This window comes from Bacillus sp. S14(2024) (assembly GCF_050473785.1).
In the GTDB taxonomy this organism is placed as follows: domain Bacteria; phylum Bacillota; class Bacilli; order Bacillales; family Bacillaceae_G; genus Bacillus_A; species Bacillus_A yunxiaonensis.
Genome location: NZ_JBFLUP010000006.1, coordinates 4,617,501 through 4,644,453, shown reverse-complemented (window position 1 = coordinate 4,644,453; position 26,953 = coordinate 4,617,501). Strand labels below are relative to the sequence as shown.

Annotated in this window: 44 protein-coding genes and 1 rRNA gene (1 of these 45 running past the window's edge); 43 read left to right on the top strand and 2 right to left on the bottom strand. The window is 39.6% G+C overall.

Annotated features, from left to right (window positions below; all coding sequences use genetic code 11):
- Positions 1 to 17 precede the first annotated feature (17 nt).
- The 40 genes from tuf (at position 18) to AB1279_RS23325 (ending at position 23,474) form a co-directional block, all read left to right on the top strand.
- The gene (gene tuf, locus AB1279_RS23520) at positions 18 to 1,205 is read left to right on the top strand and encodes an elongation factor Tu (protein ID WP_090918574.1); all 1,188 of its coding nucleotides are present in this window, start codon (positions 18 to 20) and stop codon (positions 1,203 to 1,205) included.
- A gap of 486 nt (positions 1,206 to 1,691) precedes the next feature.
- Positions 1,692 to 2,000 carry a 30S ribosomal protein S10 gene (gene rpsJ / locus AB1279_RS23515; RefSeq protein ID WP_001040596.1) on the top strand — a complete coding sequence of 103 codons (309 nt, stop codon included), beginning with the start codon at positions 1,692 to 1,694 and terminating at the stop codon, positions 1,998 to 2,000.
- Between the two features lie 33 nt (positions 2,001 to 2,033).
- Positions 2,034 to 2,666 (top strand): 50S ribosomal protein L3, encoded by a 633-nt coding sequence (gene rplC / locus AB1279_RS23510; protein ID WP_230576168.1) that lies wholly within the window; start codon positions 2,034 to 2,036, stop codon positions 2,664 to 2,666.
- A gap of 26 nt (positions 2,667 to 2,692) precedes the next feature.
- Positions 2,693 to 3,316, top strand: a complete 624-nt coding sequence (rplD, locus tag AB1279_RS23505) for a 50S ribosomal protein L4 (protein WP_154710857.1) — start codon at positions 2,693 to 2,695, stop codon at positions 3,314 to 3,316.
- Entirely contained in the window at positions 3,316 to 3,606 is a 291-nt protein-coding gene (rplW, locus tag AB1279_RS23500) for a 50S ribosomal protein L23 (protein ID WP_020062294.1), read from the top strand. The genes rplD and rplW overlap by 1 nt, the downstream gene beginning before the upstream one ends.
- Before the next feature lie 28 nt (positions 3,607 to 3,634).
- Entirely contained in the window at positions 3,635 to 4,465 is an 831-nt protein-coding gene (gene rplB, locus AB1279_RS23495; RefSeq protein WP_098310002.1) for a 50S ribosomal protein L2, read from the top strand.
- 60 nt (positions 4,466 to 4,525) lie between these two features.
- Complete coding sequence (gene rpsS / locus AB1279_RS23490) at positions 4,526 to 4,804, top strand: 30S ribosomal protein S19 (RefSeq protein WP_020062296.1); 279 nt, start codon at positions 4,526 to 4,528, stop codon at positions 4,802 to 4,804.
- 17 nt (positions 4,805 to 4,821) lie between these two features.
- Positions 4,822 to 5,163: a 50S ribosomal protein L22 gene (rplV, locus tag AB1279_RS23485; protein WP_011983250.1), complete on the top strand. Its 342-nt coding sequence runs from the start codon at positions 4,822 to 4,824 to the stop codon at positions 5,161 to 5,163.
- Between the two features lie 3 nt (positions 5,164 to 5,166).
- Entirely contained in the window at positions 5,167 to 5,826 is a 660-nt protein-coding gene (gene rpsC, locus AB1279_RS23480; protein WP_429752817.1) for a 30S ribosomal protein S3, read from the top strand.
- Between the two features lies 1 nt (position 5,827).
- Entirely contained in the window at positions 5,828 to 6,262 is a 435-nt protein-coding gene (gene rplP / locus AB1279_RS23475) for a 50S ribosomal protein L16 (protein ID WP_020062298.1), read from the top strand.
- Positions 6,252 to 6,452 (top strand): 50S ribosomal protein L29, encoded by a 201-nt coding sequence (rpmC, locus tag AB1279_RS23470; protein WP_000855718.1) that lies wholly within the window; start codon positions 6,252 to 6,254, stop codon positions 6,450 to 6,452. Before rplP ends, rpmC begins: the two co-directional genes overlap by 11 nt.
- 20 nt (positions 6,453 to 6,472) lie before the next feature.
- Complete coding sequence (gene rpsQ / locus AB1279_RS23465) at positions 6,473 to 6,736, top strand: 30S ribosomal protein S17 (RefSeq protein WP_011983253.1); 264 nt, start codon at positions 6,473 to 6,475, stop codon at positions 6,734 to 6,736.
- A gap of 43 nt (positions 6,737 to 6,779) precedes the next feature.
- Complete coding sequence (rplN, locus tag AB1279_RS23460) at positions 6,780 to 7,148, top strand: 50S ribosomal protein L14 (protein ID WP_035433708.1); 369 nt, start codon at positions 6,780 to 6,782, stop codon at positions 7,146 to 7,148.
- A gap of 38 nt (positions 7,149 to 7,186) precedes the next feature.
- Positions 7,187 to 7,498, top strand: coding sequence for a 50S ribosomal protein L24 (gene rplX / locus AB1279_RS23455; RefSeq protein ID WP_429761197.1), 312 nt, complete (start codon positions 7,187 to 7,189; stop codon positions 7,496 to 7,498).
- 26 nt (positions 7,499 to 7,524) lie between these two features.
- Entirely contained in the window at positions 7,525 to 8,064 is a 540-nt protein-coding gene (rplE, locus tag AB1279_RS23450; protein ID WP_020062301.1) for a 50S ribosomal protein L5, read from the top strand.
- 33 nt (positions 8,065 to 8,097) lie between these two features.
- Positions 8,098 to 8,283, top strand: a complete 186-nt coding sequence (gene rpsN / locus AB1279_RS23445; RefSeq protein ID WP_001085700.1) for a 30S ribosomal protein S14 — start codon at positions 8,098 to 8,100, stop codon at positions 8,281 to 8,283.
- A gap of 29 nt (positions 8,284 to 8,312) precedes the next feature.
- Positions 8,313 to 8,711 (top strand): 30S ribosomal protein S8, encoded by a 399-nt coding sequence (gene rpsH, locus AB1279_RS23440; RefSeq protein WP_020062303.1) that lies wholly within the window; start codon positions 8,313 to 8,315, stop codon positions 8,709 to 8,711.
- 32 nt (positions 8,712 to 8,743) lie between these two features.
- Entirely contained in the window at positions 8,744 to 9,283 is a 540-nt protein-coding gene (gene rplF / locus AB1279_RS23435; protein ID WP_336484570.1) for a 50S ribosomal protein L6, read from the top strand.
- 31 nt (positions 9,284 to 9,314) lie between these two features.
- A complete protein-coding gene (gene rplR / locus AB1279_RS23430) occupies positions 9,315 to 9,677 on the top strand; it encodes a 50S ribosomal protein L18 (RefSeq protein ID WP_336484571.1) in 363 nt (120 codons plus the stop codon).
- Between the two features lie 21 nt (positions 9,678 to 9,698).
- The gene (gene rpsE, locus AB1279_RS23425; protein ID WP_154710862.1) at positions 9,699 to 10,199 is read left to right on the top strand and encodes a 30S ribosomal protein S5; all 501 of its coding nucleotides are present in this window, start codon (positions 9,699 to 9,701) and stop codon (positions 10,197 to 10,199) included.
- Between the two features lie 17 nt (positions 10,200 to 10,216).
- A complete protein-coding gene (rpmD, locus tag AB1279_RS23420) occupies positions 10,217 to 10,399 on the top strand; it encodes a 50S ribosomal protein L30 (protein ID WP_020062307.1) in 183 nt (60 codons plus the stop codon).
- Positions 10,400 to 10,432: 33 nt separating this feature from the next.
- On the top strand, positions 10,433 to 10,873 hold the full coding sequence (rplO, locus tag AB1279_RS23415) for a 50S ribosomal protein L15 (protein WP_098310007.1): 441 nt from the start codon (positions 10,433 to 10,435) through the stop codon (positions 10,871 to 10,873).
- Positions 10,873 to 12,171 carry a preprotein translocase subunit SecY gene (gene secY / locus AB1279_RS23410; protein ID WP_336484573.1) on the top strand — a complete coding sequence of 433 codons (1,299 nt, stop codon included), beginning with the start codon at positions 10,873 to 10,875 and terminating at the stop codon, positions 12,169 to 12,171. The genes rplO and secY overlap by 1 nt, the downstream gene beginning before the upstream one ends.
- Before the next feature lie 53 nt (positions 12,172 to 12,224).
- Entirely contained in the window at positions 12,225 to 12,875 is a 651-nt protein-coding gene (locus tag AB1279_RS23405; protein ID WP_098310009.1) for an adenylate kinase, read from the top strand.
- A complete protein-coding gene (gene map / locus AB1279_RS23400; RefSeq protein WP_336484574.1) occupies positions 12,875 to 13,621 on the top strand; it encodes a type I methionyl aminopeptidase in 747 nt (248 codons plus the stop codon). Before AB1279_RS23405 ends, map begins: the two co-directional genes overlap by 1 nt.
- A 67-nt stretch (positions 13,622 to 13,688) precedes the next feature.
- Entirely contained in the window at positions 13,689 to 13,907 is a 219-nt protein-coding gene (gene infA, locus AB1279_RS23395; protein ID WP_020062312.1) for a translation initiation factor IF-1, read from the top strand.
- Between the two features lie 35 nt (positions 13,908 to 13,942).
- A complete protein-coding gene (gene rpmJ, locus AB1279_RS23390; RefSeq protein WP_000868344.1) occupies positions 13,943 to 14,056 on the top strand; it encodes a 50S ribosomal protein L36 in 114 nt (37 codons plus the stop codon).
- A 21-nt stretch (positions 14,057 to 14,077) separates the two neighbouring features.
- A complete protein-coding gene (gene rpsM, locus AB1279_RS23385) occupies positions 14,078 to 14,443 on the top strand; it encodes a 30S ribosomal protein S13 (RefSeq protein WP_035433696.1) in 366 nt (121 codons plus the stop codon).
- 24 nt (positions 14,444 to 14,467) lie between these two features.
- Complete coding sequence (gene rpsK / locus AB1279_RS23380; RefSeq protein ID WP_154710865.1) at positions 14,468 to 14,857, top strand: 30S ribosomal protein S11; 390 nt, start codon at positions 14,468 to 14,470, stop codon at positions 14,855 to 14,857.
- Positions 14,858 to 15,038: 181 nt separating this feature from the next.
- The gene (locus AB1279_RS23375) at positions 15,039 to 15,983 is read left to right on the top strand and encodes a DNA-directed RNA polymerase subunit alpha (RefSeq protein ID WP_000569645.1); all 945 of its coding nucleotides are present in this window, start codon (positions 15,039 to 15,041) and stop codon (positions 15,981 to 15,983) included.
- A gap of 35 nt (positions 15,984 to 16,018) precedes the next feature.
- Positions 16,019 to 16,381: a 50S ribosomal protein L17 gene (gene rplQ, locus AB1279_RS23370; RefSeq protein ID WP_098310011.1), complete on the top strand. Its 363-nt coding sequence runs from the start codon at positions 16,019 to 16,021 to the stop codon at positions 16,379 to 16,381.
- Between the two features lie 261 nt (positions 16,382 to 16,642).
- On the top strand, positions 16,643 to 17,485 hold the full coding sequence (locus AB1279_RS23365; protein ID WP_336484576.1) for an energy-coupling factor ABC transporter ATP-binding protein: 843 nt from the start codon (positions 16,643 to 16,645) through the stop codon (positions 17,483 to 17,485).
- Complete coding sequence (locus tag AB1279_RS23360) at positions 17,461 to 18,342, top strand: energy-coupling factor ABC transporter ATP-binding protein (protein ID WP_429761194.1); 882 nt, start codon at positions 17,461 to 17,463, stop codon at positions 18,340 to 18,342. Before AB1279_RS23365 ends, AB1279_RS23360 begins: the two co-directional genes overlap by 25 nt.
- A complete protein-coding gene (locus AB1279_RS23355) occupies positions 18,330 to 19,124 on the top strand; it encodes an energy-coupling factor transporter transmembrane component T family protein (protein WP_429761192.1) in 795 nt (264 codons plus the stop codon). The genes AB1279_RS23360 and AB1279_RS23355 overlap by 13 nt, the downstream gene beginning before the upstream one ends.
- A 14-nt stretch (positions 19,125 to 19,138) precedes the next feature.
- A complete protein-coding gene (gene truA / locus AB1279_RS23350) occupies positions 19,139 to 19,882 on the top strand; it encodes a tRNA pseudouridine(38-40) synthase TruA (protein WP_429752811.1) in 744 nt (247 codons plus the stop codon).
- Between the two features lie 155 nt (positions 19,883 to 20,037).
- A complete protein-coding gene (gene rplM, locus AB1279_RS23345) occupies positions 20,038 to 20,475 on the top strand; it encodes a 50S ribosomal protein L13 (RefSeq protein WP_035434682.1) in 438 nt (145 codons plus the stop codon).
- Between the two features lie 21 nt (positions 20,476 to 20,496).
- Complete coding sequence (gene rpsI / locus AB1279_RS23340) at positions 20,497 to 20,889, top strand: 30S ribosomal protein S9 (protein WP_020063209.1); 393 nt, start codon at positions 20,497 to 20,499, stop codon at positions 20,887 to 20,889.
- A gap of 164 nt (positions 20,890 to 21,053) precedes the next feature.
- Complete coding sequence (locus AB1279_RS23335) at positions 21,054 to 21,482, top strand: DUF2521 family protein (protein WP_429761190.1); 429 nt, start codon at positions 21,054 to 21,056, stop codon at positions 21,480 to 21,482.
- Between the two features lie 66 nt (positions 21,483 to 21,548).
- A complete protein-coding gene (gene cwlD, locus AB1279_RS23330) occupies positions 21,549 to 22,262 on the top strand; it encodes an N-acetylmuramoyl-L-alanine amidase CwlD (RefSeq protein ID WP_336484582.1) in 714 nt (237 codons plus the stop codon).
- Positions 22,263 to 22,412: 150 nt separating this feature from the next.
- Positions 22,413 to 23,474, top strand: a complete 1,062-nt coding sequence (locus AB1279_RS23325; protein WP_429761188.1) for a P-loop NTPase — start codon at positions 22,413 to 22,415, stop codon at positions 23,472 to 23,474.
- 15 nt (positions 23,475 to 23,489) lie between these two features.
- Here AB1279_RS23325 and gerD read toward each other — a convergent pair whose 3' ends face one another.
- Positions 23,490 to 24,098 (bottom strand): spore germination lipoprotein GerD, encoded by a 609-nt coding sequence (gene gerD / locus AB1279_RS23320; RefSeq protein ID WP_336484584.1) that lies wholly within the window; start codon positions 24,096 to 24,098, stop codon positions 23,490 to 23,492.
- A gap of 135 nt (positions 24,099 to 24,233) precedes the next feature.
- On the opposite strand from gerD, the gene AB1279_RS23315 reads away from it, so the two are divergent.
- The gene (locus AB1279_RS23315; RefSeq protein WP_429761186.1) at positions 24,234 to 24,836 is read left to right on the top strand and encodes a KinB-signaling pathway activation protein; all 603 of its coding nucleotides are present in this window, start codon (positions 24,234 to 24,236) and stop codon (positions 24,834 to 24,836) included.
- Positions 24,837 to 24,895: 59 nt separating this feature from the next.
- Here the strand turns inward: AB1279_RS23315 and pdaB are convergent, their stop codons facing one another.
- On the bottom strand, positions 24,896 to 25,660 hold the full coding sequence (pdaB, locus tag AB1279_RS23310; protein ID WP_429761184.1) for a polysaccharide deacetylase family sporulation protein PdaB: 765 nt from the start codon (positions 25,658 to 25,660) through the stop codon (positions 24,896 to 24,898).
- A gap of 411 nt (positions 25,661 to 26,071) precedes the next feature.
- On the opposite strand from pdaB, the gene AB1279_RS23305 reads away from it, so the two are divergent.
- Both AB1279_RS23305 and AB1279_RS23300 read left to right on the top strand, forming a co-directional pair.
- On the top strand, positions 26,072 to 26,290 hold the full coding sequence (locus tag AB1279_RS23305) for a hypothetical protein (RefSeq protein ID WP_429761183.1): 219 nt from the start codon (positions 26,072 to 26,074) through the stop codon (positions 26,288 to 26,290).
- A 217-nt stretch (positions 26,291 to 26,507) separates the two neighbouring features.
- Positions 26,508 to 26,953 (top strand): 16S ribosomal RNA (locus AB1279_RS23300) (it continues 1,105 nt past the right edge of the window).

The window sequence follows — 26,953 nt, the reverse complement described above, 5'->3', positions numbered from 1 at the left end:
CTAAGGAGGAATTTAGAATGGGAAAAGCTAAATTCGAACGTTCTAAACCACATGTTAACATTGGTACAATCGGCCACGTTGACCATGGTAAAACTACATTAACTGCTGCTATCACTACAGTTCTTGCAAAAGCTGGTGGTGCTGAAGCGAAAGGTTACGACCAAATCGATGCTGCTCCAGAAGAAAGAGAGCGCGGTATCACAATCTCAACTGCACACGTTGAGTACGAAACTGAAACTCGTCACTATGCACACGTTGACTGCCCAGGTCACGCTGACTATGTTAAAAACATGATCACTGGTGCTGCTCAAATGGACGGCGGTATCTTAGTAGTATCTGCTGCTGATGGCCCAATGCCTCAAACTCGTGAGCACATCCTTCTTTCTCGTCAAGTAGGTGTTCCTTACATCGTTGTATTCTTAAACAAATGCGACATGGTTGACGACGAAGAGTTATTAGAATTAGTAGAAATGGAAGTTCGCGATCTATTATCTGAATACGACTTCCCAGGCGATGACATCCCTGTAATTAAAGGTTCTGCTCTTAAAGCTCTTCAAGGAGATGCTGAGTGGGAAGCAAAAATCATTGAATTAATGAACGAAGTTGATGCTTACATCCCAACTCCAGAACGTGACACTGAAAAAGCATTCTTAATGCCTGTTGAGGACGTATTCTCTATCACAGGTCGTGGTACAGTTGCTACTGGTCGCGTAGAGCGCGGTATCGTTAAAGTTGGTGACGTAGTAGAAATCATCGGTTTCACTGAAGAAAACAAATCTACAACTGTAACTGGTGTAGAAATGTTCCGTAAGCTTCTTGACCAAGCTCAAGCTGGAGACAACATCGGTGCTCTACTTCGTGGGGTTGCTCGTGAAGAGATCCAACGTGGACAAGTTCTTGCTAAAACTGGCTCTGTAAAAGCTCACGCTAAATTCAAAGCTGAAGTTTTCGTTTTATCTAAAGAAGAAGGTGGACGTCACACTCCATTCTTCGCTAACTACCGCCCACAATTCTATTTCCGTACAACTGACGTAACTGGTATCATCCAATTACCAGAAGGTACTGAAATGGTAATGCCTGGTGACAACATCGAAATGACTATCGAACTTATCGCTCCAATCGCGATCGAAGAGGGAACTAAGTTCTCTATTCGTGAAGGTGGACGTACTGTAGGTTACGGTGTAGTTGCAACTATCGTTGAGTAATCTTAACTGATATATGAAACCCAAGGGATTTTCCCTTGGGTTTTTTATTTATCCGGCTATTTGTGAGTAGTAAGCCCTCACCTCAAAATTGAGAGAGAAGTGAGGAAGACGGGCAGAGGAAGAAAGCCTACTGATGGAAGTTTCAATTTATAATAGATAAAGATCTATTTTTAAGCTTTGACGAGTTTCTTCTATAATATATAAACCACAAAATCATTCAACCAAAAACTGTAAAAAGAATTACAACAGATGAAAACTTGAAATTCTTTAAAGTGCCATGTATAATAGCAAAAGTAGAGAAAAGCAGATGCAAACAAAAAATGCTTGCATCTGGACGAATAACATTGTATAATAAACAATGTTGGTCTTTGACTGCGATGAAGTGGAAGGTTGCTGACACACCCGGCCGCTTTGCCATGGCGAGTGTGTGGAAATTTCCATGGAGAATGTCTATTTTTAAAATAGGCGAACGAAGGAGGGAAAATAATGGCAAAAGAAAAAATTCGTATTCGTTTAAAAGCTTACGATCACCGTATTCTTGATCAGTCAGCTGAGAAAATTGTAGAAACAGCTAAGCGTTCTGGGGCGACAGTTTCTGGTCCAATCCCATTACCAACTGAAAAAACTGTTTACACGATTCTTCGTGCGGTTCATAAATACAAAGATTCTCGTGAGCAATTCGAAATGCGCACGCACAAACGTCTAATCGACATCGTGAGCCCTACTCCACAAACAGTAGACTCTTTAATGCGTTTAGACTTACCATCTGGTGTAGATATCGAAATCAAACTATAATTTATATAAGTTAAAATGTAGGAGGTGTAACTCATGACCAAAGGAATCTTAGGAAAAAAGATCGGTATGACTCAAGTATTTGCTGAAAACGGCGAGCTAATTCCTGTAACTGTTATCGAAGCAACTCCAAACGTTGTTCTTCAAAAGAAAACTGTTGAAACTGATGGCTACAATGCAATTCAGTTAGGTTTTGCTGACAAGCGCGAAAAATTAGCTAACAAACCTGAACAAGGTCACGTTGCTAAAGCAACTACTGCTCCTAAGCGCTTCATTCGCGAACTTCGCGATGCGGACGTGGAAGGACAAGAAGTTGGTCAAGAGGTAAAAGTAGAAGTTTTCGCTGCAGGTGAAACTGTAGATGTAACAGGTATTTCTAAAGGTAAAGGTTTCCAAGGTGCTATCAAACGCCACGGACAATCTCGCGGACCTATGTCTCACGGATCTCGTTATCACCGTCGTCCTGGTTCAATGGGCCCTGTTGCTCCGAACCGTGTATTTAAAGGCAAAAAGCTTGCTGGACGTATGGGTGGAGACCAAGTCACTATTCAAAATTTAGAAATCGTTCAAGTTGACGTAGAACGCAACTTACTGTTAGTAAAAGGCAACGTTCCTGGCGCTAAGAAATCTCTTGTAGTTGTTCGTAGTGCTGTTAAGGCTAGCAAATAATTTTCTATAAGAAAGGAGGAACCCCAATGCCAAAAGTAAAGTTATTTAACCAAACTGGTTCTGAAGTTGGTGAAATCCAATTAGCTGAAACTGTTTTCGGTATCGAACCAAATGAAGCTGTACTTTTTGAAGCAGTAATGATGCAACGTGCATCTTTACGTCAAGGTACACATAAAGTAAAAACTCGCTCTGAAGTGCGCGGTGGAGGTCGCAAACCATGGCGTCAAAAAGGAACTGGACGTGCTCGTCAAGGTTCTATCCGCTCTCCTCAATGGCGTGGTGGTGGTACGGTATTCGGACCTACACCAAGAAGCTATGCATACAAACTACCTAAAAAAGTTCGTCGCTTAGCTATTAAATCTGCATTAGCTACTAAAGTAGTTGAGAACAACATCGTAGTTCTTGAAGACTTAGTGTTAAATGCACCAAAAACAAAAGACATGGTAGCAGTTCTTAAAGGATTAACTGTTGAGAAGAAAGCTCTTATCGTAACTGCTGATGTAAACGAAGCTGTTGAGTTATCTGCTCGCAATATTCCTGGAGTAACAGTAATCACTGCTGATGGCGTAAACGTTTTAGACGTGCTTCATCATGATAAGCTAATCATGACAAAAGCGGCAGTGGAAAAAGTAGAGGAGGTGCTTGCATAATGAAAGATCCTCGTGATATCATTAAGCGCCCAGTTATCACTGAACGTTCTATGGAAATGATGGCTGAAAAAAAATACACGTTCGATGTGGACGTTAAAGCTAATAAAACGGAAGTTAAAGATGCTGTAGAAGCTATCTTTGGTGTTGAAGTTGATAAAGTAAATATCATGAACTACAAACCAAAAGCAAAACGTGTTGGTCGTCACGCTGGTTTCACTAACCGTCGTCGTAAAGCAATCGTTAAGCTTACTGCTGACAGCAAAGAAATCGAGATCTTCCAAGGAGTTTAATTCTTACTAAAGAAGGAGGGAAAATCAGATGGCAATCAAAAAGTATAATCCAACTACTAACGGTCGTCGTAACATGACTACGAATGATTTCGCTGAAATCACGACTGATAGACCGGAAAAATCATTACTTGCGCCTTTAAGCAAAAAGGCTGGACGTAATAACCAAGGTAAAATCACTGTACGTCACCAAGGTGGCGGACACAAGCGTCAATACCGTATCATCGACTTCAAACGTAACAAAGATGGAATTCCTGGACGCGTTGCTACGATCGAATACGATCCAAACCGCTCTGCGAATATCGCATTAATTAACTACGTTGACGGTGAAAAACGTTACATCCTTGCTCCTAAAAACTTAGAAGTAGGTATGGAAATCATGTCTGGCCCAGAAGCAGACATTAAAATCGGTAATGCATTACCATTAATCAACATTCCAGTAGGTACAGTTGTTCATAACATCGAGCTTAAACCAGGCCGTGGTGGACAATTAGTTCGTTCTGCTGGTACATCTGCTCAAGTACTTGGTAAAGAAGGTAAATACGTACTTGTACGTTTAACTTCTGGTGAAGTACGCTTAGTGCTAGCTACTTGCCGCGCTACAGTAGGTCAAGTAGGTAACGAGCACCATGAGCTTATTAAAATCGGTAAAGCGGGTCGTTCTCGCTGGTTAGGCAAGCGCCCAACTGTTCGTGGTTCTGTAATGAACCCAGTTGATCACCCACACGGTGGTGGTGAAGGTCGCTCACCAATCGGACGTAAGTCTCCAATGTCTCCATGGGGTAAACCAACTCTTGGATTCAAAACTCGTAAGAAAAATAAAGCGTCTGACAAATTCATCGTTCGTCGTCGTAAAAAATAATGGGGTTGTAGTACGGTTCATCTCTAGAACCGTACGGCAATCACGAAGGGAGGCACCAAAATGGCTCGTAGCTTGAAAAAAGGACCATTTGTTGATGATCATTTAATGAACAAAATTGCAAAGTTAAATGAAACTGAGCAAAAGCAAGTTGTAAAAACTTGGTCTCGTCGTTCAACGATCTTCCCACAGTTTATTGGTCATACAATCGCTGTATATGACGGTCGTAAACACGTTCCTGTATACGTAACTGAAGATATGGTAGGTCACAAATTAGGTGAGTTCGCACCAACTCGTACGTACAAAGGTCATGATGCTGACGATAAGAAAACTAGAAGATAATGAGAGGAGGCACTTCAATGCAAGCTAAAGCAGTAGCGAGAACAGTTCGTATTGCTCCTCGTAAAGTTCGTTTAGTAGTAGACTTAATCCGAGGTAAGCAAGTGGGTGAAGCGATTGCTATCCTTAACCACACACCAAAAACTGCTTCTCCAGTTGTAGAGAAAGTTTTAAAATCTGCAATTGCAAATGCAGAACATAACTATGAAATGGATGTAAACAACTTAGTTGTTGAAAAAGTTTTCGTTGACGAAGGTCCAACGTTAAAACGTTTCCGTCCACGTGCAATGGGTCGTGCAAGCCAAATTAACAAACGCACAAGCCACATCACAGTTGTGGTATCAGAAAAGAAGGAGGGATAATCGATGGGTCAAAAGGTTAGTCCAGTTGGTCTTCGTGTCGGTGTCATTCGTGATTGGGAATCTCGCTGGTACGCTGAAAAAGATTATGCTACATTCTTACATGAAGACATCAAAATTCGTGAATACATCAACGTTCGCTTAAAAGATTCTGCTGTTTCTAAAGTAGAAATCGAGCGTGCAGCAAATCGTGTAAATGTTACAATTCACACTGCAAAGCCTGGTATGGTAATTGGTAAAGGTGGTACAGAAGTTGAAGCACTTCGTAAAGCTCTTAACCAATTAACAGGTAAACGTGTACACATCAACATTTTAGAAGTTAAGAGAGCTGATCTTGACGCTAAATTAGTAGGCGAAAACATCGCTCGTCAATTAGAAAACCGTGTATCTTTCCGTCGTGCACAAAAGCAAGCAATTCAACGTGCTATGCGTGCAGGAGCTAAAGGTATTAAAACACAGGTTTCTGGTCGTCTTGGCGGAGCTGATATCGCTCGTGCAGAATCTTACAGTGAAGGAACTGTTCCACTTCATACACTTCGCGCTGATATTGACTATGCAACAGCTGAAGCTGATACAACGTACGGTAAATTAGGCGTAAAAGTATGGATCTACCGTGGAGAAGTCCTTCCTACAAAAAAGAAAGCTTCTGAGGAAGGAGGAAAATAATATGTTAATGCCTAAACGCGTAAAATATCGTAGAGAGCATCGTGGTAAAATGCGTGGTCGTGCAAAAGGTGGCGCTGAAGTACATTTTGGTGAGTTTGGTTTACAATCTCAAGAGGCTTCTTGGATTACAAACCGTCAAATCGAAGCAGCTCGTCGTGCAATGACTCGTTATATGAAACGTGGCGGTAAAGTTTGGATTAAAATTTTCCCTTCTAAACCTTACACTGCTAAACCTCTAGAAGTACGTATGGGTTCCGGTAAAGGGGCTCCAGAAGGTTGGGTAGCAGTAGTAAAACCTGGAAAGGTTATGTTTGAAATCGCGGGTGTATCTGAAGAGGTAGCACGCGAAGCATTACGTCTTGCAGCTCACAAGTTACCAGTGAAATGTAAATTCGTAAAACGTGAAGAAAATGGTGGTGAATCTAATGAAAACTAATGATATTCGTGAATTAACCACTGCCGAAATCGAAACAAAAGTTAAAGCGTTAAAGGAAGAGTTGTTTAATCTTCGCTTCCAGCTTGCTACAGGACAATTAGAGAATCCAACACGCATCCGTGAAGTGCGTAAAGCGATTGCTCGTATGAAAACTGTAGTTCGTGAAAGAGAGATCGGAATTAATCGATAAATTGAGGGGAGGTTTGCAAAGTGAGCGAACGTAACCAACGCAAAGTTTATACTGGTCGTGTTGTTTCTGACAAAATGGACAAAACGATTACAGTTTTAGTTGAAACTTACAAAACTCATTCCTTGTACGGAAAACGCGTTAAGTATTCTAAGAAGTACAAAGCGCATGATGAGCAAAACCAAGCAAAAGTTGGCGATATCGTAAAAATCATGGAAACTCGCCCGCTTTCTGCTACTAAGCGTTTCCGTTTAGTTGAAATCGTTGAAGAAGCGGTTATTATCTAAATAGACGAATCGGAATTTTAAGTCCGAAGGGAGGTTTCATAACATGATCCAACAAGAATCTCGTTTGAAAGTAGCTGACAACTCTGGCGCACGTGAACTTTTAACAATTAAAGTATTAGGCGGCTCTGGTCGTAAATACGCAAACATCGGTGATATTATCGTTGCTACGGTAAAACAAGCAACACCAGGTGGCGTTGTTAAAAAAGGTGACGTTGTTAAAGCAGTAGTAGTACGTACGAAGAGCGGTGCTCGTCGTCCAGACGGTTCTTATATCAAATTTGATGAAAACGCAGCGGTTATCATTAAAGACGATAAGAGCCCACGTGGTACTCGTATCTTCGGACCAGTAGCTCGTGAATTACGTGATAACAACTTCATGAAGATCGTTTCTTTAGCTCCAGAAGTTCTATAATTTAAGGTCTTGCCTTGCTAAGGAGGTGCAGAAGTAAGATGCATGTAAAAAAAGGTGATAAAGTACAGGTAATCAGTGGTAAAGACAAAGGAAAACAAGGTGTTATCCTTGCAGCTTTCCCAAAAGAAAACCGTGTTATCGTTGAGGGTGTTAACGTTGTTAAGAAGCACTCTAAGCCATCTCAGTTAAATCCACAAGGTGGAATTATCACGAAAGAAGCACCTATCCACGTATCTAATGTTATGCCATTAGATCCTAAAACAGGTGTACCTACTCGCGTAGGTTACAAAGTGGAAGATGGTAAAAAAGTTCGTGTTGCAAAAAAATCTGGTGAATTATTAGATAAATAAGTTCTATATGAAAGGAGGTCCCTTCATTGAATCGCCTTAAAGAGAAATTCCAAAAAGAAATTACTCCTGCTCTTATGAGCAAGTTTAACTATAAATCTGTAATGGAAGTACCGAAAATCGAAAAGATCGTAATCAACACTGGTGTTGGTGACGCGGTATCCAATTCTAAAGCATTAGACAGTGCTGTAGAAGAATTAACACAAATCGCAGGTCAAAAGCCTGTTGTAACTCGCGCTAAAAAATCTATCGCAGGTTTCCGTCTTCGTGAGGGTATGCCTATCGGTGCAAAGGTTACTTTACGCGGCGAGCAAATGTATGAGTTCTTCGACAAATTAGTATCAGTTTCTTTACCACGTGTACGTGATTTCCGTGGTGTTTCTAAGAAATCTTTCGATGGTCGTGGTAACTACACATTAGGTGTTAAAGAGCAATTAATTTTCCCTGAGATTGATTATGATAAAGTAAGCAAAGTTCGTGGTATGGACATCGTAATCGTTACTACAGCGAAAACTGATGAAGAAGCTCGTGAACTTTTAACACAATTCGGTATGCCATTCCAAAAATAATGGAAGCCAACGCTAAGTAGAGGAGGCGAAAACGTGGCTAAAAAATCTATGATTGCGAAACAAAAGCGTACTCCTAAGTTTAAAGTGCAAGAATATACACGTTGCGAGCGCTGCGGTCGTCCGCATTCTGTATACCGCAAATTTAAACTTTGCCGTATTTGTTTCCGTGAACTTGCATATAAAGGTCAAATTCCTGGTGTTAAAAAAGCTAGTTGGTAATACCCACAAATGGGAAGGAGGTAAAACACATGGTGATGACAGATCCAATTGCAGATATGCTTACTCGCATCCGTAATGCGAACATGGTACGTCATGAGAAATTAGAAGTTCCTGCTTCTAAAATCAAAAAAGAAATCGCTGAAATCCTAAAGCGTGAAGGTTTCATTCGTGATGTGGAATACATCGAGGATAACAAACAAGGTATCCTTCGTATTTTCCTAAAATACGGTGTAAACAATGAGCGTGTAATCACTGGATTAAAGCGTATCAGTAAGCCTGGCTTACGCGTTTATGCAAAAGCTGATGAAGTACCACGTGTACTTAACGGATTAGGTATTGCACTTGTTTCTACATCTAAGGGCGTAATGACTGACAAAGATGCTCGTCAATTACAAACTGGTGGAGAAGTAGTAGCATACGTTTGGTAATATAATATTTAAACGAACGGAGGTGTGACCACATGTCTCGTATTGGTAAAAAGATTCTTGAAATCCCTGCAGGTGTTACAGTTACAGTAGCAGAAAATAATACTGTAACTGTAAAAGGCCCTAAAGGTGAATTAACTCGTACTTTCAATGCTGATATGGTTATCAAAATTGAAGAAAATATCTTAACAGTAGAACGTCCTTCTGAACAGAAGGAACACCGTGCATTACACGGAACAACTCGTGCTCTTCTTGGAAACATGGTTGAAGGTGTAACAGCAGGTTTCGCTCGCGGACTTGAATTAATCGGTGTAGGTTACCGTGCACAAAAACAAGGTGACAAACTTGTATTAAACGTAGGTTACTCTCACCCAGTTGAGATGACTCCAGAAGCTGGTCTTGAAGTTGAAGTTCCTGCTCCTACAAAGATCGTAATCAAAGGTATCGACAAGCAACGTGTTGGCGAATTCGCTGCTAACGTTCGCGCTGTACGTGCTCCAGAGCCATATAAAGGCAAAGGTATTCGTTACGAAGGCGAAGTTGTACGTCGTAAAGAAGGTAAAACTGCTAAGTAAACCCGTTAGGTGAAAGAAAGGAGTGACAAGAATGATCACTAAACCTGATAAAAATGCGGTTCGTAAGAAAAGACACGCACGTGTACGTGCAAAGCTTGCTGGTACTGCTGAGCGTCCACGTTTAAACGTGTTCCGTTCTAATCAACACATTTACGCTCAAGTAATTGATGATGTAAACGGTGTAACATTAGCAAGCGCGTCTACTCTTGATAAAGAACTTACTCTTAACGGTACAGGCAACACTGATGCTGCTACTAAAGTTGGCGAATTAGTTGCTAAACGTGCTGTAGAGAAAGGCGTTAAAGAAGTAGTATTTGATCGCGGCGGTTACTTATACCATGGTCGTGTTAAAGCTTTAGCTGAAGCTGCTCGTGAGGCTGGCTTACAATTTTAATGGTCAAAGGAGGGAAAATAGATGCGTCGCATTGACCCAAGTAAATTTGAACTTGAAGAGCGTGTAGTTACGATAAATCGTGTTGCGAAAGTTGTTAAGGGTGGTCGTCGTTTCCGCTTCGCTGCACTGGTTGTAGTTGGTGATAAAAACGGTCATGTTGGATTCGGTACTGGTAAAGCGCAAGAGGTACCAGATGCAATCCGCAAGGCTATCGAAGATGCTAAGAAAAACTTAATCGAAGTACCATTAGTTGGTACAACAATTCCACACGAAATCATCGGTCAATTTGGAGCGGGTGAAGTATTCTTAAAACCTGCTGCAGAAGGTACTGGAGTTATCGCTGGTGGTCCAGTTCGTGCGGTTCTTGAATTAGCTGGTGTACAAGATATTCTTTCTAAATCTCTTGGTTCTAACACACCAATTAACATGATCCGTGCTACTGTAAATGGATTAAAAGATCTTAAGCGTGCTGAAGATGTTGCAAAATTACGCGGTAAATCTGTAGAAGAGCTACTAGGTTAAGAAGGAGGGAAAACATAATGGCGAAAAAGTTAGAAATTACCCTCACTCGTAGTGTAATTGGTCGTCCACAAGATCAACGTGCGACTGTAGAAGCTTTAGGTCTTAAAAAGTTGAATTCAACTGTAGTTAAGGAAGAAACTCCTGCTATTCGCGGTATGATCAACAAAGTTTCTCACCTTGTAACTGTAAAAGAAGCTTAATGATAACTCATTAATATAAGGAGGTGCCTGGGAATGAAACTTCATGAATTACAACCTGCAGAAGGTTCTCGTAAAGTTCGTAACCGTGTAGGTCGTGGTATCGGTTCTGGTAATGGTAAAACTGCTGGAAAAGGCCATAAGGGACAAAACGCACGTTCTGGTGGCGGTGTTCGTCTTGGTTTTGAAGGTGGTCAAACTCCATTATTCCGTCGTTTACCAAAACGCGGCTTCACAAACATTAACCGTAAAGAGTTTGCTATCGTTAACTTAACAACGTTAAATCGTTTTGAAGACGGTACAGAAGTAACACCTGAATTATTGCTTGAGACTGGCGTTATCAGCAAATTAAATGACGGTGTTAAAATTCTTGCAAACGGTGCAGTAGAGAAAAAGCTTACTGTTAAAGCTCACAAGTTCTCTTCAACTGCAAAAGAAGCGATTGAAGCGGCTGGCGGAACAGTTGAGGTGATCTAATGTTTCGCACAATCTCCAACTTTATGCGCGTTGCTGAGATAAGAAATAAAATATTGTTCACTTTAGCGATGTTAATCGTGTTTCGGATTGGCACGTTCATCCCAGTGCCTCATACAAATGCAGATGTACTGAGAGCGCAAGACCAGTTGAATGTATTGGGTATTCTGAATACATTTGGCGGCGGAGCCTTGAAAAAATTCTCCATCTTTGCGATGGGAATCATGCCGTACATTACAGCATCCATCATCGTGCAATTATTGCAGATGGATGTTGTTCCTAAATTTACGGAATGGTCAAAACAAGGGGAAATGGGCCGTCGTAAGTTAAATCAGTTTACCCGCTACTTTACAATTGTTCTTGCTTTTATTCAAGCACTTGGTATGTCAATCGGTTTTAACGGTATGGCAGGTGGACAGTTAATTACGGATCCTAGCTGGTCAACATACTTATATATTGCTACGGTGCTGACTGCCGGAACTGCATTTCTAATGTGGTTAGGTGAGCAGATTACTGCAAAGGGAGTAGGAAACGGTATTTCTATTATTATCTTTGCAGGTATTACCGCAGCTATCCCAAATACTATAAGTCAAGTGTATGCACAGCAGTTCCAAAATGCCGGAGAAGACTTGTTCATCCGTATCGTAAAAGTTGGTTTAATTTTGTTAGCTGTGTTAGCGGTTATTGTTGGTGTTATTTACATTCAACAAGCTGTTAGAAAAATCCCGATTCAATATGCGAAGCGCGTAACTGGAAATGGTGGTTATACTGGAGCACAAAACACTCATTTACCACTTAAGGTAAATAGTGCTGGTGTTATTCCAGTAATTTTTGCTGTTTCATTCTTGATTACGCCTCCGACTATTGCACAGTTTTTCCCGAAATATGAAATATCGCAGTGGATTATTAAGAACTTTAACTATACTCATCCAGTGGGTATGATCATATATGTTACACTAATTATTGCCTTTGCATATTTCTATGCATTTGTTCAAGTGAATCCTGAACAGATGGCTGAAAACTTAAATAAACAAGGTGGATATGTTCCTGGTATTCGTCCGGGTAAGAATACAGAACAATATCTAACAAAGATCTTGTATCGTTTGACCTTTGTAGGTGCAATTTTCTTAGCGGCAATTGCAATTCTACCTGTTTTATTTATTCAAATTGCAAATCTGCCACAATCTGCTCAGATTGGTGGAACGAGTTTACTGATTGTTGTCGGTGTTGCTTTAGAGACAATGAAACAGCTCGAAAGTCAATTAGTAAAACGCCATTACAAAGGGTTTATCAAACAGTGAGTAAGTGGGAAGAGGCATCTTCCCTACATGCTCATTGATGAGGGGGAATACAGATGAACTTAATTCTAATGGGGCTTCCAGGTGCTGGTAAAGGCACACAAGCCGAAAAGATTGTTGCCAAGTATGACATCCCTCACATTTCAACAGGAGATATGTTCCGTGCTGCTATGAAAGATGAAACTGAACTTGGTTTACAAGCGAAGTCCTTTATTGATAAAGGAGCACTTGTACCAGATGAAGTTACAATCGGAATCGTGCGTGAGCGTTTAAGCCAAGAAGACTGCGTAAAAGGCTTCTTATTAGATGGCTTTCCACGAACAGTTGCACAAGCGTCAGCTCTTGAAGAAATCATGAAAGATCTTGGCAAAAAGATCAATTATGTTTTAAACATTAATGTGGATTCAGGATTGCTGTTAAAACGTTTAACAGGCCGTCGCATTTGTAAAGAGTGCGGTGCGACTTACCACTTAGAATTCAATCCGCCAGCAAAAGAGGGCGTATGTGATAAATGTGGTGGCGAGTTATATCAGCGTTCTGATGACAACGAAGAAACTGTAGCAAATCGTTTAGAAGTGAATATTAAGCAAACAAAGCCGTTGCTTGATTTCTACGAAGAGCTTGGTTACTTAAAAAGCATTAATGGTGAGCAAGATATCGATAAAGTATTTGCTGATGTCGATCTTCTCATCGGAGGCTTAGCGTAATGATTATTTGCAAAACTCCTCGCGAAATCGAGATTATGCGAGAAGCTGGCAAGATTGTTGCTTTAACTCATCAAGAGTTAAAAAAGCATATTGCCCCAGGAATTACAACGAAAGAGCTCGATCAAATAGCGGAAAAAACGATTCTAAAATATGGCGCCACGCCATCTTTTAAAGGATACAACGGATTTCCGGGAAGCATTTGTGCTTCGGTAAACGAAGAGCTTGTACACGGGATTCCAGGAAAGCGCAAGCTCCAAGAAGGCGATATTATTAGTATCGATATTGGTGCGAAATATAATGGATACCATGGAGATTCTGCATGGACGTATCCAGTAGGAAACATTTCCGAATCTGTTCAAAAGCTACTTGATGTCACAGAAAAATCGTTGTATCTTGGTCTAGAACACGCAAAACCGGGCGAACGATTATCTAATGTTTCACATGCGATTCAAACGTATGTTGAAGATAATGGATTCTCGATCGTTAGGGAGTATGTCGGTCACGGAATCGGGCAAGACTTACATGAAGACCCACAAATCCCACACTATGGTCCACCGAATCAAGGCCCTAGATTAAAACCGGGAATGGTCATTTGTGTTGAGCCGATGGTGAACCAAGGAAGACGATATGTAAAAACACTATCTGATGACTGGACAGTGGTAACGGTAGATGGTAAATGGTGTGCACATTTTGAGCACACGATTGCTCTTACAGAAGCAGGATACGAAATCCTTACCACTTTATAGGTAGCTGGCTCTCCGGAATTTCAGAACAGTGTAGAATGTTACTGATTTGAAGAAGGGAGAACATTGAATGGCTAAAGATGATGTAATTGAAGTCGAAGGTACCGTTATTGAAACGTTGCCAAATGCTATGTTCAAAGTAGAATTAGAGAATGGGCATGTTGTATTGGCTCACGTTTCTGGTAAAATCCGTATGAACTTCATTCGTATTTTACCAGGAGATAAAGTTACGGTAGAATTATCTCCGTATGATTTAAATCGTGGTCGTATCACGTACCGCTTTAAATAATATAGCACTCCGTAATCTTTAAGGAGGTTCGAGACATGAAAGTAAGACCGTCAGTTAAGCCGATCTGCGAAAAATGTAAAGTTATTCGTAGACGTGGAAAAGTAATGGTTATTTGTGAAAACCCTAAACATAAACAAAAACAAGGTTAATCAGAAGGAGGTGCATTCGGAATGGCACGTATCGCAGGTGTAGATATTCCTCGTGACAAACGCGTTGTTATTTCTTTAACTTACGTATTCGGCATTGGTCGCACAACTGCTGAAAAAATTCTTGCTGAAGCTGGTGTTTCTGAAGAAACACGAGTTCGCGATTTAACTGAAGACGAATTAGGACGTATCCGTGATATCGTCGATCGTATCAAAGTTGAAGGAGACCTTCGTCGTGAAGTTTCTCTTAACATTAAACGTCTAATGGAGATCGGTTCTTACCGTGGTCTTCGTCACCGTCGTGGTTTACCAGTTCGTGGTCAAAACTCTAAAAACAATGCTCGTACACGTAAAGGTCCACGTCGTACAGTAGCAAATAAAAAGAAATAATAAGTAAAGGAGGTTGAACTAACAATGGCACGTAAAACAAACACTCGTAAAAAACGTGTGAAAAAGAATATTGAAGCTGGTATCGCTCATATTCGTTCTACTTTCAACAACACAATCGTAACTCTTACAGATACTCATGGTAACGCGCTTTCTTGGTCTAGTGCTGGTGCACTTGGTTTCCGTGGGTCTCGTAAATCTACTCCATTCGCTGCACAAATGGCTGCTGAAACTGCTGCTAAAGTTGCAATGGAGCATGGTTTAAAAACTTTAGAGGTTACTGTAAAAGGCCCTGGTGCTGGTCGTGAGGCTGCAATTCGTGCGCTTCAAGCTGCAGGTCTAGAAGTAACAGCAATTAAAGATGTTACTCCAGTACCTCATAATGGATGTCGTCCGCCAAAACGTCGTCGTGTATAATTTTTCTGTATAGATTTTTCCCTATTGTCTATAATGGATATGATGCATTATCGAGAAATTTCGTACAGAAACATCGCTTGTTGTGCACAATCGGGAACTGCCTAAGGGGGACTTTCGGTTAGATAGAGGTGATTTCCTATGTCTAACCGAGGTTTCGACGTTTTGAAGGAGGGTTTAATAAATGATTGAAATTGAAAAACCAAAAATCGAAACGGTTGAGCTTAACGAAGATGCTAAGTATGGTAAATTCGTTATTGAACCGCTTGAGCGTGGATATGGTACTACTTTGGGTAACTCCTTACGTCGTATCCTTTTATCCTCACTCCCTGGTGCCGCTGTTACTGCCATCCAAATCGATGGCGTATTACACGAGTTTTCGACAGTTGAGGGTGTAGTAGAAGACGTTACAACGATCATCTTAAACTTGAAAAAGTTAGCTCTCAAAATCTACTCTGAAGAAGAGAAGACGCTCGAAATCGATGTACAGGGCGAAGGTATTGTCACAGCTGCTGATATTACTCATGATAGTGATGTTGAAATCTTAAATCCGGATTTATACATTGCAACGTTAGCAAAGGATGCGCATTTCCGCGTGCGTTTAACTGCAAAGCGTGGCCGTGGGTATACGCCAGCTGATGCAAATAAGAGCGAGGATCAACCAATAGGTGTAATTCCTATTGATTCTATTTATACTCCAGTATCACGTGTGACTTACCAAGTGGAAAAGACGCGTGTTGGACAAGTGGCAAATTATGATAAGCTTACGCTTGATGTATGGACGGATGGAAGCATCGGGCCAAAAGAAGCTATCTCTTTAGGTGCCAAAATCTTAACAGAGCATTTAAACATCTTTGTTGGTTTAACTGATGAAGCGCAAAATGCTGAGATTATGGTCGAAAAGGAAGAAGATCAAAAAGAAAAAGTTCTAGAAATGACAATTGAAGAACTTGATCTTTCTGTTCGTTCTTATAATTGCTTAAAACGTGCAGGTATTAACACTGTACAAGAGCTTGCGAACAAAACAGAAGAAGATATGATGAAAGTTCGTAACTTAGGACGTAAATCCTTAGAAGAAGTTAAGCATAAACTAGAAGAACTAGGTTTAGGCTTACGTAAAGACGACTGAGGATTTAAACTCATCAACAAAGGAGGGAACTACGAATGGCATACAGAAAATTAGGCCGTACAAGTGCGCAACGTAAAGCTATGTTACGTGACTTAGCTACTGATTTAATTATCAACGAGCGCATCCAAACGACAGAAACTCGTGCAAAAGAACTTCGTTCTGTAGTGGAAAAAATGATCACTTTAGGTAAACGCGGAGATCTTCATGCTCGTCGTCAAGCAGCTTCTTACATTCGTAATGAAGTTGCTAATGCTGAGACTGGTCAAGATGCATTACAAAAATTATTCGCTGATGTAGCTCCACGCTATGCTGAGCGTCAAGGCGGATACACTCGTATTGCAAAAATTGGTCCACGTCGCGGTGACGCTGCACCAATGGTAATTATCGAGTTAGTATAATGACAAGCAAAAGGGCAGGACAGTACTTTTTAAGTAACTGGTCATGGCCCTTTTTTTTTAAGTATAGAAGAAAACGTTTATGCCGCTATTTGCGGGCAGTTAGACTCCCACTTCAAGATTCAGAGAGAAGCGGGGAAGTTAGGTGGGAGATAACTGCCCGTAAAAGTCCGATTGGTGAGAGCTTTCCATCAGTGCGGGATGAAAAAACACTGATGGAAGTTTTATTTTATTTGGCTGAATAATGGAAGAGGGTGCCCACGAGTGAAAAAAGAGAAGCTTCGTGCTGAGAACATATCATTTCAATATCCTCAAGCTGCTTCTTACGCCCTGCGTGACGTTTCATTCTCTTTATATGAAGGAGAATGGGTATCTGTTATTGGGCAAAACGGGTCAGGAAAATCCACGCTTGCAAAGTTATTAAATGGCTTGTTCTTACCATCAGCAGGAACAATTACTGTAAATGAAACTCTTGTTTTATCTGAAGAAACTGTATGGGATATTCGGAAACAGATTGGAATGGTCTTTCAAAATCCAGATAATCAATTTGTTGGAACAACTGTACAGGATGACGTTGTCTTTGGACTTGAAAATATAGGAATGCCCAGGGAACTGATGATAGAGCGTATGAAGCACGCTTTGGAGCTCGTTCGAATGGAAGAGTTTCAAAATGAAGAACCTCATTATTTATCAGGTGGGCAAAAGCAACGCGTTGCAATTGCGGGCGTATTGGCACTTCAGCCGTCTATTTTAGTATTAGATGAAGCAACATCTATGCTTGACCCACAAGGCCGTAGAGAAGTGGTAGAAACAGTAAGAGATCTTGTTCGTACGAAAGGGGTTACAGTTCTTTCAATTACTCACGATTTAGAGGAAGCAGCGCAGTCGGATCGTATTATTATTTTAAATCGTGGAGAAATATTAGAAGAAGGAACGCCTGAGCATATTTTTCGATCACCGAAAATGCTGAAAGAAATCGGTTTAGACGTACCATTTTCTGTGAAAATGGCAGAATTGTTGAAAAGCAATGAAATTCCTTTACAATCAATGCATCTTACAATGGAAAGTTTGGTGAACGAACTTTGGAGATTACATTCCAAAAAGTAGAGCATCGTTATCAATATAAAACCCCATTTGAAAAACGAGCCCTTTACGACATAGATATTGCGTTTCCTAGTGGTGGATATTATGCGATTATCGGTCATACGGGTTCGGGTAAGTCAACGATGATCCAACATTTAAATGGTTTATTACAACCAACGAGTGGAACTGTTCGCATTGGAGAGTATACAATATCTTCTCAAAAGAAAGTAAAAAAATTAAAACCTCTTCGAAAAAAAGTTGGGGTTGTTTTTCAATTTCCAGAGCATCAGTTATTTGAAGAAACAGTGGAAAAAGATATCTGTTTTGGTCCTTTAAATTTTGGTGTGTCTAAGTATGAAGCGAAACAAAAGGCAAAAGATGCTATTCGATTGGTTGGGCTATCAGAAGAACTATTAGAACGATCTCCGTTTGAATTAAGCGGAGGACAAATGAGACGTGTTGCTATAGCCGGTGTATTAGCGATGGAGCCTGAGGTATTAGTATTAGATGAACCAACGGCAGGACTTGATCCAAAGGGCCAGAATGAGCTTATGGAGATGTTTTATCATCTTCACCAGCAAAAAGACCTTACGGTGATTCTTGTGACACATAATATGGAGGATGCTGCAAAATATGCAGAAAGCATTGTTGTCATGCATAAAGGAACGGTCTTTTTGCAAGGAACATCAGAGGAAGTCTTTACGCATGCAGACGAACTTGAACAAATTGGTGTGTCTCTTCCGATGTCGCTGAAGTATAAGCGGGAAATTGAAGAGAAATTTGGCATTTCTATACCAAAAGCCACCTTGTCTTTAGAAGATTTAGCAGATGAAGTCATACAACTGTTTAGAAAAGGTGGGGATTCATTATGCAGCAGCTGATTATCGGAAGATATATTCCGGGAGAATCTGCTATTCATAGACTGGATCCTCGTGCAAAACTGTTAATTGTTTTTTTATATGTATTTGTTGTATTTTTAGCAAATAATGCAATTTCATATGGCTTGCTATTTTTGTATGCACTCATTGCTTTGTTTTTTGCAAAAGTGCCGATTCGTTATATTCTGTCTGGATTAAAGCCTATTTTATGGATTTTTTTATTCACATTCTTTCTGCATATTTTTACAACAAAAGAAGGTGCTGTACTCGTTCAATTTGGATGGTTTTCTATATATGAAAAAGGGTTGGAGCAGGGAATTTATATTTCCATTCGTTTTTTGGTCATTATTTTACTGACCACTCTCTTAACATTAACAACAACACCAATTGAAATTACAGATGGCATGGAGACACTATTGCATCCTTTAAAACGTTTAAAAGTCCCTGTTCATGAAATTGCACTTATGATGTCTATTTCGTTGCGCTTTATTCCGACTTTGATGGATGAAACGAGTAAAATTATGAAAGCACAAGCTTCTCGTGGTATAGACTTTGCAGGTGGTCCAATAAAAGATAGGTTGAAAGCGATTATCTCGTTACTTGTACCACTATTTATTAGTGCGTTTAAACGTGCAGAGGACTTAGCGATTGCTATGGAAGCACGAGGTTATCAAAGTAATGGATACCGTACGAAATTCCGGCAATTAGAATGGAAATGGCTTGATACATTAACACTCTTGAGTCTATGTGGTTTAGCTTGTATTTTAATTTTAGTTCGATCGTAATGGAGAGTATGAATATGCAAAGAATAAAATGCACAGTCGCGTATGATGGAATGAATTTTTGTGGATACCAAATTCAACCGAATCACCGTACTGTTCAACAAGAAATAGAGAAAGCCTTGCAAAAGGTGCATAAAGGAGAGCCTGTTCGTGTACAAGCGTCAGGAAGAACAGATTCCACTGTCCATGCCAAAGGGCAAGTCATTCATTTTGATACACCGTTATCATTAACAGGAGAGCAATGGATGGCTGCTTTAAATACAATGCTTCCAGATGATATTGTTGTGCAGCAGGCTGAGAAAAAAACTTTAGACTTTCATGCACGATATGGTGTTGTAAAAAAAGAATATCGCTATCGTGTATTGTTATCTAAAAAAGCAGATGTATTTCGTAGACATTATGTATATCAATATCCATATGCATTACAAATAGAATCCATTCGAAAAGCGATTCCTTATTTTATTGGAACGCATGATTTTACTTCATTTTGTTCGGCAAAAACTGATAAAAAGGATAAAGTGCGAACAATTTATGAAATAGATTTAATAGAACAAGGTGATGAGCTAGTCTTTCGCTTTGTTGGAAATGGTTTTTTGTATAACATGGTTCGAATTATTGTCGGTACGCTGCTTAGCGTTGGTCAAGGAAAAATTTCTCCTGAAAGTATTCCTGATATTTTAAAAAAACAAGACCGTCGTTTTGCAGGGAAGATGGTACCGGGGCAAGGCCTGTATTTATGGGAGGTAAACTATAACAACTAATCCTGGTGTAACATTTGCTTGACATTAGAAACTCAAAAGGATATCATAACATATGGTATTGTTTCTAAAACCACGATTAGCCCCGGAAGGAAATCGTGTTTAAGATAAACAATAGATTTTTTCTATGGAAAAGATAACGAGTAGGAGGGAAACAAATGCGTACGACTTTTATGGCAAAAGCTAACGAAGTTGAGCGTAAATGGTATGTGATTGACGCTGAAGGTCAAACTTTAGGTCGTCTTTCTAGTGAAGTAGCATCCATTTTACGTGGTAAAAACAAACCAACATTTACACCACACGTTGACACTGGTGATCATGTAATTATTATTAACGCAGAGAAAATTCACTTAACAGGTAATAAATTAAACGATAAAATTTACTACCGTCACACTAACCACCCAGGTGGACTTAAGCAAAGAACAGCTCTAGAAATGCGTACAAACTACCCTGTACAAATGTTAGAGCTTGCTATTAAAGGCATGCTTCCAAAAGGACGTTTAGGACGTCAAATGTCTAAAAAATTAAATGTGTATGCTGGATCTGAGCATCCACACCAAGCACAAAAACCAGAAGTTTACGAACTTCGCGGATAATTAATTAAAGGAGGGCTTACTTTGGCACAGGTACAATACAATGGTACTGGACGTCGTAAGAGTTCAGTAGCACGCGTACGCCTAGTTCCAGGCGAAGGACGCGTTATCATTAACGGTCGTGATTTTGAAAACTATATCCCATTTGCTGCATTACGTGAAGTAGTGAAACAACCTCTAGTTGCAACAGAAACTTTAGGTAACTACGATGTACTTGTAAACGTACATGGCGGTGGATACACTGGTCAAGCTGGTGCTATCCGTCACGGTATTTCTCGCGCTTTATTAAAAGCTGATCCAGAATACCGTTTAACATTAAAACGTGCAGGTCTATTAACTCGTGACGCACGTATGAAAGAGCGTAAAAAATACGGTCTTAAAGGTGCTCGTCGTGCACCTCAGTTCTCAAAACGTTAATTTTTGCGAACTTCAAACCTCAGCCTTTTGGCTGGGGTTTTTTTATGTTCTTAAACATCTTCTGTTAGCATCTCCTTCTTTGGAATATTTTAGTGCTATCTTCTTGTGTATGCTTCCTACTGAGAAGTTTAGACTAATACGTACATAGGGAGGTTTTAAGTACTATGAATGTTATTGTGAGCCTGAAAGAAAAACAAAGAGAAAAGCAGCTGAAGTATGAACGTAACATACTGCGTGAATTATCATTACAAAAACTCAGAGAAAATATTCGGGATTGCTTTTGTATGGATACATTTCATCGTCATTATGAAGATTATTGTATAGAGTTAGGTATTGAATCTTATCTATTAGGAGCCAGGTATAGTAAGTTTGGCTATTATGGAGAATCACTTTTAGATGTGAAAAATAGATCGTCTCATGAGGAAATTCAATTAACAGAAATGCTATTTTATTTTTTAACAAGCGTTCCTTTGCATACTTTAGAAGAAAACGAAGATGATCACTTATATACATTATGTCAGCACTTTATTAGTGCTTGGTGGCAACAAGGATATGAAAAGGGTGAGAAAAGATATCGCATGAAGCTGCATTAAGAAAATCATAAACTTTCCTCTTGTCCCATATAAGTAAGTAGAGGGACTAGCTAGAGGGGGAAAGGTATGAAAAGAATTCGAATTATTTCTTTTATGTTAGCGGCGGTTGTACTCTTTTTCTTGGCGAAGCAGGATTTTCAAATTACAAAATCATGGAGAGCTTGGAATTTGCCTTTGTCTGGAAAAATTATTGTACTAGATGCTGGTCATGGTGGCCCGGATGGAGGGGCGGTTGGCGGAGAAGATATTGTTGAAAAAGATATTACATTGGAAATTACAAAAAAAGTACGAGATTATTTACAAGAACAAGGAGCGCTCGTTATTTTAACGCGCAATGGAGATTATGATTTAGCAGACAAAAGTACAAAGGGATATAGTCGCCGCAAAGCGGAGGACTTAAAAAAACGTGTTGATATCATTAATAAGTCTGATATTGACTTTTTTGTCAGTGTGCATTTGAATGCCCTCCCAAGTGGCGATTCGAAAGGGGCACAAACATTTTATTATCGTTCTTTAGTAGAAAATGAGCGGGCAGCAAAATTTATTCAAGCTGAACTACGAACAAGTCTCGAAAATACGAAACGTTCTGCAAAGACAATTTCTCATGTGTATTTATTAAAGCATGCAAAAACACCTGGTGCGTTAGTTGAAGCTGGCTTTTTATCTAATGTAAATGAAAGATATTTATTAAACTCAGAGAAATATCAGCAAAAAGTTGCTGCTGCTATTTATCGCGGGGTCCTGCGATATTTTACTGAGAAAGGAAACCCTCCCGATTAAGGAGGGTTCTTCTTTGTAACGGAGTTTTCCGAAAATATGCTATACTTACAATGAAAACGCATTTATTTCGTTCGGCTGAGCTATTACATGCTCGTAAGAACTTAGTTTGAATTATTTCATCTTATTTTTGTACAGGGGGCGGGACAGATTATGGTAACGAAAGAACAAGTAGTGGAAGCACTTGAAGGGATTGTAGATCCTTTTCTAAATAAAACATTAAAAGAAACAAATGCTATTAAAGAAGTCGCTGTGAAATCGGAGAAAGAACATGTGAGCATTAAAATTGCGATTGTGAAAACAGGAACAGCGGAACAAATGCAGTTGCAAGGGACAATTGTGAAATTAGTGAAAGAATTAGGAGCAGCAACAGTTGGTCTGCGTTTTACAGAATTTACGGAAGAAGAACAATTACAATTTGCTCCACAAGAAGAGCAGGGTGAATCTTTGTTATCACCGCATTCAAAAACAACTTTCCTAGCAGTAGCAAGTGGAAAAGGAGGCGTTGGAAAATCGACGGTTTCTGTAAATTTAGCGATTTCTCTTGCTAGATTAGGGAAAAAAGTTGGAATCGTTGATGCTGATATATATGGATTTAGTGTACCGGATATGATGGGAATTGAAAAACGTCCTATTGTACGAGGTGATAAAATTATCCCAGTGGAGCGTTTGGGTGTGAAAGTTATTTCTATGGGCTTTTTCGTAGAAGACAATGCGCCTGTTATTTGGAGAGGACCAATGCTTGGGAAAATGTTAAATCATTTCTTCACAGAAGTAGAGTGGGGTGATTTAGATTACTTAGTATTGGACTTACCTCCTGGTACAGGTGATGTAGCATTGGATGTACATTCTATGCTTCCATCTTGTAAGGAAATCATTGTGACAACGCCTCATCCAACAGCAGCTTTTGTAGCAGCTAGAGCTGGTGCAATGGCACTTCGAACAGAGCATGAGATTATTGGTGTTGTGGAAAATATGTCTTATTTCGAAAGTAAAGTAACTGGTGAAAAAGAATATGTTTTTGGAAAAGGTGGAGGAGAAAAGCTAGCAGAAGAACTTCGTACAGTAGTACTTGGACAAATCCCTCTCCAGCAGCCAGATTGGAATACAGAAGAATTTGCTCCATCTGTATACGATGAGGAGCATCGAGTTGGCGTAATTTATAAACAAATTGCTAAGCAAGTAATTGAGAGAGCGGCGATTGAACAAAAATAACCCTCAGTACGAGGGTTATTTTTGTGCTTTTTTTCCTTCGCCTGCTCCGCCTTCTTTTTTCTGCTCACCGCCACTTTTCTGAGCCTTTTCAACACCTTTACTAATAATATCAATCATTTTTGTTTGAAATAGTGGGCTTTCGGCAGTTTCGGTTATGACTTGCTGTAAATATTGACGATACTCTTTACTTTTCATTGTTTGCATCATGATTTTCCCAACTTCTGGATTTTTCATGATTTCTATAACACCTGCTTGATACTCAGGATCTTTTAATAATGTTTTCATTAAATTTGTTTGCTCTTTCTCAATGCTTTTTGCAAATTTAGCGGCGAACTCAGGATCTTTAAATGCTTTTTCCCAAAATTGTTGCCCTTTGTCTGATACCATAGTATCTTCGATCGTTTTTTTTACTACAGATTCATCTAAAATAAGAGCTTGTTTCATTTTTTCATCGGTTAGTACATCTTGGATTGCTTTTTTCCCCTGATCCGTTTTTAAAATATCAATAATCATTTTTTTCGTTTGATCATAGTCTAATTGGGATTTTGCTTCTTTTTGTGGTGCACATGCAACTATTCCGATAAAAAGGATGAAAGAGACCAAAATGAGCAGATTCCGTTTCATCAGCCGGGGCTCCTTTCACATATTTCTCTTTTTAATATAAATATCTTGAAGGAATTTATACATATTGATGGCTAGCTTTTTAAAAATGACATTGTTACAATTTAATTAGAAATATATATATTGGGGGATATGTATGTGAATAGCCGAAAATGGGTACGACTTTTTGGGACGACGTTGATTCTTGGGGGAAGCAGTACAATTTTTATCGGTTTTCTTTTAGAGTGGGACAAGTACAATAAGTTTTTTCAAAATTTCGACGGAAAAGAAATTTTAATAGTTTCTTTTTGGTTGCTTGGGGTAGGGTTTATTTTTAGTGTCATTAGTCAAATGGGTTTCTTTGCGTATTTAACAATTCATCGATTTGGACTAGGGATGTTCCGCTCCCCATCTCTTTGGAATGCAATACAAATTTTCTTAATTGCATTTGTATTATTTGATTTTGTATACTTGCGCTCTGTATTGATTGCAAATGGGAATGCATCACTTGGTGTGAATATTTTTGTTGCTGGGGCTCTGTTTGTATTTGGGGCAATTGTCGCCTACATAAAAAGTAAAGAAACGAATAAGAAAGCTTTTGTCCCGGCCCTGTTCTTTATGATTGTTGTGACTGTTATTGAATGGGTTCCAGCGCTGCGGATCAATGATACAAATTGGTTATACTTAATGGTTGTTCCGCTGTTGCTGTGCAATGCATATCAGGTCCTAATGTTACATCGTTTAATAGGACAAAAAAGCTGATTCCTATATTGGAATCAGCTTTTGTTTTATCCTGCTATTCGCGGACAGTAGGTGCAAGCTCAATCTATGTCTTTGCTTTTAGCTTTTGTATTAGAGATGAGCTGAGAGACAGGGATGTTTTCCAATCCATCCGTTTTTAATTTTTGAAGCAGCATTGGTAATGCTTGATTTGTCTGTAGTGCTGAGTCAGAAGCGTGAAGTAGAATGATATCTCCTTCGCGTAGATTTTTTGAAACGGTGGTAACAATTTTATTGACGCCAGGATTTTTCCAGTCGTTTGAATTATTACTCCAGTGTACAACCGTATATCCTAGAGAATCCGCAATTTTTAATACCGTTTTGTTAAAGTTGCCATTAGGAGGACGTAGGAGTTGAACTTGTTTCACTTGAAGTTTGGTAAATACGTCCTGTGCCTTTAAGAGATCCCTTCGGATTTCATTTGCTTCTAATGAAGTGTAGTCTTTGTAATTGTATCCCATACTTCCAATTTCATGACCATCTTTTATAATACGCTCTACAATATCAGGGTGGCGTTCTGCCCATGCTGCCGAAAGAAAGAATGTGGCGTTTGTAATCTTTTTTTCTTTTAATGTATCTAGTATAGGTAATGCTTTCTCATCCCCCCAACTAATATCGAACGTTAAAGCAACTTGTTTTTTGGTCGTATCTCCTTTATAAATTGCCTTCGGACCAGTAGTTGTTGAAAAAACTGATTGATGAGAATATGTCTTTAAAAAGAGCAGCCATGCTGTAAAAAGGGAAAGCACAATAATAAGACTAATTTGTTTAAACTTATGTTTACTTGTTATAAAGAAGAAGAACATCGTTTCTCCGCCCCTTTGTCCAATCCTTTTCAGTTACTTATATGCAGAAGAAGAAGAAAAGAGAACTAAACGATTAACATCATAAGAAAAGGATATACTGAACTATAATGATTTATATAATTTATCCCGCTACTTTTGGGCAATAAGGTCTCTACCTCGGGATTTGGAGAAAGCGAAGAAGGTAGATGGTGGATAACTCCCGATTGGTAAGAGCCTTTCGTCAGTGGGGAGGAAAAAACCAAATGATAGAAGTTTCATTTTATCCTGTCTTGATATTTAGAGAAATAGATTGATGAGATTAGTGTATGAAGTAGAACAAGATACTTGATTCCAAGTATAAAAAATAACTTTAGTTAATTTTACATATATTAGGGAAGTGCTATGTGGATAAGAAATGGCTGAGGTGACAGAATGATTGGGTTATTGATTACGGAGCAGGAACAAAAAGAATTAGAATATGTATTAAAAAGAGAGTTAGATGAATTGTTATTTGATTTTGCGGATAAGAGAATCCATCTTGTTGTAAAAAAGACGATGGAAGAGAGATATAAATTGTTATTTACCTTATTTACAAGAATTGCTCCACCTGAAGATTGTACAAAGTATATGAGAAAAAGAATTTTTTATTAAAAAGTATTGACGGTATAGTTTTATATATGATAAATTAATATTCGTCGCTGATGAACAAATTCATCAAGCGGAAAAAGAAATAAAAAACATTGTTGACATTGAATAACTGAGATGTTAACATAAGGAAGTCGCAATTGAGCGACGGATAAGTTCTTTGAAAACTGAACGAAACAAACAACGTGAAACGTCAATTTTTATTTATGATGCTAGACAAACTTTATTGGAGAGTTTGATCCTGGCTCAGGATGAACGCTGGCGGCGTGCCTAATACATGCAAGTCGAGCGAACCGATTAAGAGCTTGCTCTTAAGAAGTTAGCGGCGGACGGGTGAGTAACACGTAGGTAACCTGCCTATAAGACTGGGATAACTCCGGGAAACCGGGGCTAATACCGGATAACATTTTGCACCGCATGGTGCGAAATTGAAAGGCGGCTTCGGCTGTCACTTATAGATGGACCTGCGGCGCATTAGCTAGTTGGTGAGGTAACGGCTCACCAAGGCGACGATGCGTAGCCGACCTGAGAGGGTGATCGGCCACACTGGGACTGAGACACGGCCCAGACTCCTACGGGAGGCAGCAGTAGGGAATCTTCCGCAATGGACGAAAGTCTGACGGAGCAACGCCGCGTGAGCGATGAAGGCCTTCGGGTCGTAAAGCTCTG